The organism is Acinetobacter sp. 1566109 (assembly GCF_000582255.1).
In the GTDB taxonomy this organism is placed as follows: Bacteria; Pseudomonadota; Gammaproteobacteria; order Pseudomonadales; family Moraxellaceae; genus Acinetobacter; species Acinetobacter nosocomialis.
On sequence record NZ_JEYB01000113.1, the window covers coordinates 1 to 3,617 of the forward strand.

A 3,617-nucleotide genomic window follows, 5' to 3' on the forward strand; every position below is an offset into this window, starting at 1 on the left:
AAAATCTTTCGAGGTATGTGTTATGGATTTAGATTTTTCTTTAAAAGAAAAGATAATATGAGTGACTTTACGCCCTGTTTTTTTCTGCTCATAAGTGACTTTTAAAGGGCTATATTCATTGATTTGGTCTATAGCAGTGTCAATTACTCGTTTCTTGAAATCAGCGAATAATGGGTACTTTTTACCGAGTTCTAACATTGTCCGTAAACTCTCAACAGAAATTTCACGCTTACCTATTTGCCGATATTGAACCAGTAGCTCATAAATACGAATACCGTATCCACTATTGATCCCAGCAATGTCTGATAAGGCATATTTGGTGAATTCTCTACTTAGATTGGAAATGAATGGCAGAATGGGTTTTGAAAAACGGATTCCAATGACACTTTGACTATCTAAAAATTGGATTTCTTGCACCCATCTCATTTTTATAGATTTATCATCAATACTGAGGTTAATAGACCTCTCATAGAGTCTATTAATACCTTCCTTTAAATCTCTGTATGCAGTTTTCTCATGTACGCCCAATTGTTTTAATTCATCGACGCTAACAGGGTATAACTCATCATCTGTAATAGGCTGATTTTTGGGAATCCGTGAAATGGCAGCTAAGACAATTCGTTGCTCTACGGCACTTAATTGATACGATGCTTCTATTACTTGATTTGATTTTACAACGTGATTTTTATTCAAAACAAAACCATTGATTTTTCTAATATATGACAAATATATACTTGTCATAGTTAGTAGTCAATCCGTCATAGTTAAGTAGTCAATCCGTCATAGTTAGTAGTCAATCCGTCATAGTTAGTAGTCAATCCGTCATATTTAAACGTTGAAACCTTTGCTATATAAGGCACAGAGACGACTGAAAAGATTTAAAAGATTTAAAATATATTAAAAAGGAAAGAATGAAAAATTGCCCTATGTTTTCGCTACGCTCAAACTCTATTGAACTTCGCTTACGCTCAGTTCGAAGGGGCAATTTTTGGGTTAATCTCGTGATAACTTCAAAAAAGCAAAAGCAACTCGGAATTCGCTTCGCTCATAAGTTTTTTATACTCGCTTCGCTCGACCTAGATGCAAATTAAATCTGTTCGCACCCTCCGGGATGCTCTGTATCTCAGTCTCAGCAGCAAAGGGGAGTTTGTAATCAGGGAAAAAGCATGGCGAAAATTTTAATTGGGTCTGTTCGCTCGTAGACACTCGCTCTGTAAGGCCTGAATAAAGCCAGATAATTTTAAAAACCAGGACCACCGTAATCATAATCATCAGATTTTGGCTTTGGCTGTTCGGGTTGAGGGGGCTTATTTTGCATGGGTAATGGATAATTTGGCTGGGAATGGACTTCAAACTCAAAGCGTGGCGTTGAGTTATGTTCTGAATCTCTCAATTTTCGATTCATGTTATTCAGGTTCCAGCCTTCTTGGTGCAGTATAGGCTCTTGAATTTTGATAATTTCACTAAAATCTTTTTCCAGTTTTTCCTTATTTTTCGCATTTTTGATTAAGTAATTCAGGTAATACATCACTTCCAATGATGAAAATGGATGGTTTTCAGCACTATAAAAATATTCATGTTGTTGATCTAATTGCTTTTGGCGTTCTTCGAGTTCTCGTTCTTGCTGGTTGTGTTCTCGGATTTTTTGGATTTGAGCGAGATATTCCGCTGTCGCATTTTGTTGGCCAACGCCTAGTTTTGGCTCTGGAAGGTATAGCGTGCTGTGGATCTCGTTATATTTTTCATAGCTGTCTGCTGAAACCTGATTTTTGATGGTGATGTCTTGGCCATCCAGTGTGTAGGTGACGGTCGGGCAGTGCTGTGCAAGGGCATCATTCAAATGATTTTCCCATTGTTTTCGGATATAGATCAAAAAAGTGGAATAGTTTTCATGGCCATCTTGAAGTTGGATTTTTTTAGCACCGCCTTTGGCTGGATCTTGAGGGTTATAGCGTTTGAAGTACTGTTCTGCGCTGCGTTCAATGCCGTCATCCGCTTTTAGCGAGAACATCAGGTGACAATGAGGCTGATCTTCGCCACTGATGCGTGATTTTACGTTGTGTATGGCGTATGAGTGAGGATATTGCTGTGGGACTATGTGTTTGTCTAAAAACGTCTCTATGAGCGTTTTACGCTGTTCTGGCGTGAACTCGTTGGGGAGGGCAATTTCATACTCCATGTAGGCCTTGGCATTGGCTCGTTCATGACTATCGGCTGCCTGCCAAAACTCAATCGGATCTTTGACAAAGGCGGGCATGCAACGTCCAGGTTCAATATGTTCTATGGTTTCATTGCTTGTTTTTCGAATGCCTTCATATTGCATCAGCCGGGAAATATAGAGGTAGTGGCCGGTCGCATAGCCTTTATTTTTGCTTTTTACACTGAAATGGTAGCTGGCCATGTTCACCTCTGGTGGCTTGGGGACCGGTTTTTATGCAGTGAAACGGAATGAAAACCGTCCGGATTTTGAAATGCCTGAATGGCTGAGAAATCCGGTTAAAGGGGGTCAAGGGGGAATCGCCCCATTGCGTACTAGTTTCTTCGATTAGAAGAAACTGTCAAGTGCGAATTATTTAAATTAAAAATAAAATTTCTTTTCAAGAAATTTTATTTTTAATTTAAATAATTATTTTCAGACTGCCCGATTTAAATATGGTAAAACCATATTTAAATCGGTAGCAGTTCTGAAAATTAGGCGGCAGATGATATGACCCAAGAAAAAGCAAAAAAGCGTGGTAGACCAGCTCAACTTTTACAAATGGCAGAGTTACACGCTTTCGTTGAGTTCCTGTTAGAAAAAGATCCTCGCTCTGAACTGCAAAATCAGGTTATTGCTGCACTACAAGCTGAAGACTTTAATTTTGAAATGTTGTCAGAAGCTCAGCAGATTCTGGTGAAAGAAGCGTTAAAACCGTACCGTGAGCATTTGAAACTTCAGTTGTTGTTTGATGAGTTGGTGATAACTCCAGGAAGGACTGAGTATGAAGAAAAATTCCTGGAGCTGTACCAAGATTATAAAAAAGATGATCTAGATCCGGCTGAAATGAATATCCTGAAAACGATGTGTACGCGTTATCTGAATTTTAAAGCGCAAAAGCTTGAATACAGTGACTTGGAGCTGTATTTGAGTCAGATCCAGAAAAAGTATGCCGGGAAAAAGCGAAAGGCTGAAAATCAACGTAAGTTTGAAGTGGGTGGTGGGGTTTTAAGTCTTTATAAAGTAAAAGATGATGAAAATTTAGACAGTAAAAAGTTTCTAAAAAGAATCGAAATTGACCGTTTTCTTGCCGGGAAATTTCGTCAATCTCAACTTTATAAAAAGGTTTGGGCACTAGAGCGACCAAATACAGAAAAGTATCAGCTACTTTTTGAGGTTCTCCATCAGCTGTCTGGATATAGCCTAAAAGGGCAGACTTTAACGCTTCTCGATTTAGTGATTATAAATGCTCAAAAAAAGATAAAAAGTAGGTCTGAAAAAGAATGAATTTTTTGACTGTCCGCTTTTTAGCTGACTTTTCTATTTTGGCAATTGTAAATTTATGCGAAATTTATTATTTTAAAAATAAGGTCGCCTACCGTACTTACGCATGAGTAGAAAAGGGATAAAAAACCATAGG

3 protein-coding genes are annotated in these 3,617 nt (G+C 38.2%); 1 reads left to right on the forward strand and 2 read right to left on the reverse strand.

The features are described 5' to 3' along the window. On the reverse strand, positions 1 to 741 hold a 741-nt coding region (locus J582_RS24280; protein ID WP_050674868.1), incomplete at its 3' end, for a replication initiation protein. A gap of 499 nt (positions 742 to 1,240) precedes the next feature. After that, a complete protein-coding gene (locus J582_RS24285) occupies positions 1,241 to 2,401 on the reverse strand; it encodes a MobA/MobL family protein (RefSeq protein WP_000179382.1) in 1,161 nt (386 codons plus the stop codon). Between the two features lie 306 nt (positions 2,402 to 2,707). On the opposite strand from J582_RS24285, the gene J582_RS24290 reads away from it, so the two are divergent. Next, positions 2,708 to 3,484 (forward strand): hypothetical protein, encoded by a 777-nt coding sequence (locus J582_RS24290; protein ID WP_000191151.1) that lies wholly within the window; start codon positions 2,708 to 2,710, stop codon positions 3,482 to 3,484. The last annotated feature ends 133 nt before the right edge of the window (positions 3,485 to 3,617 follow it).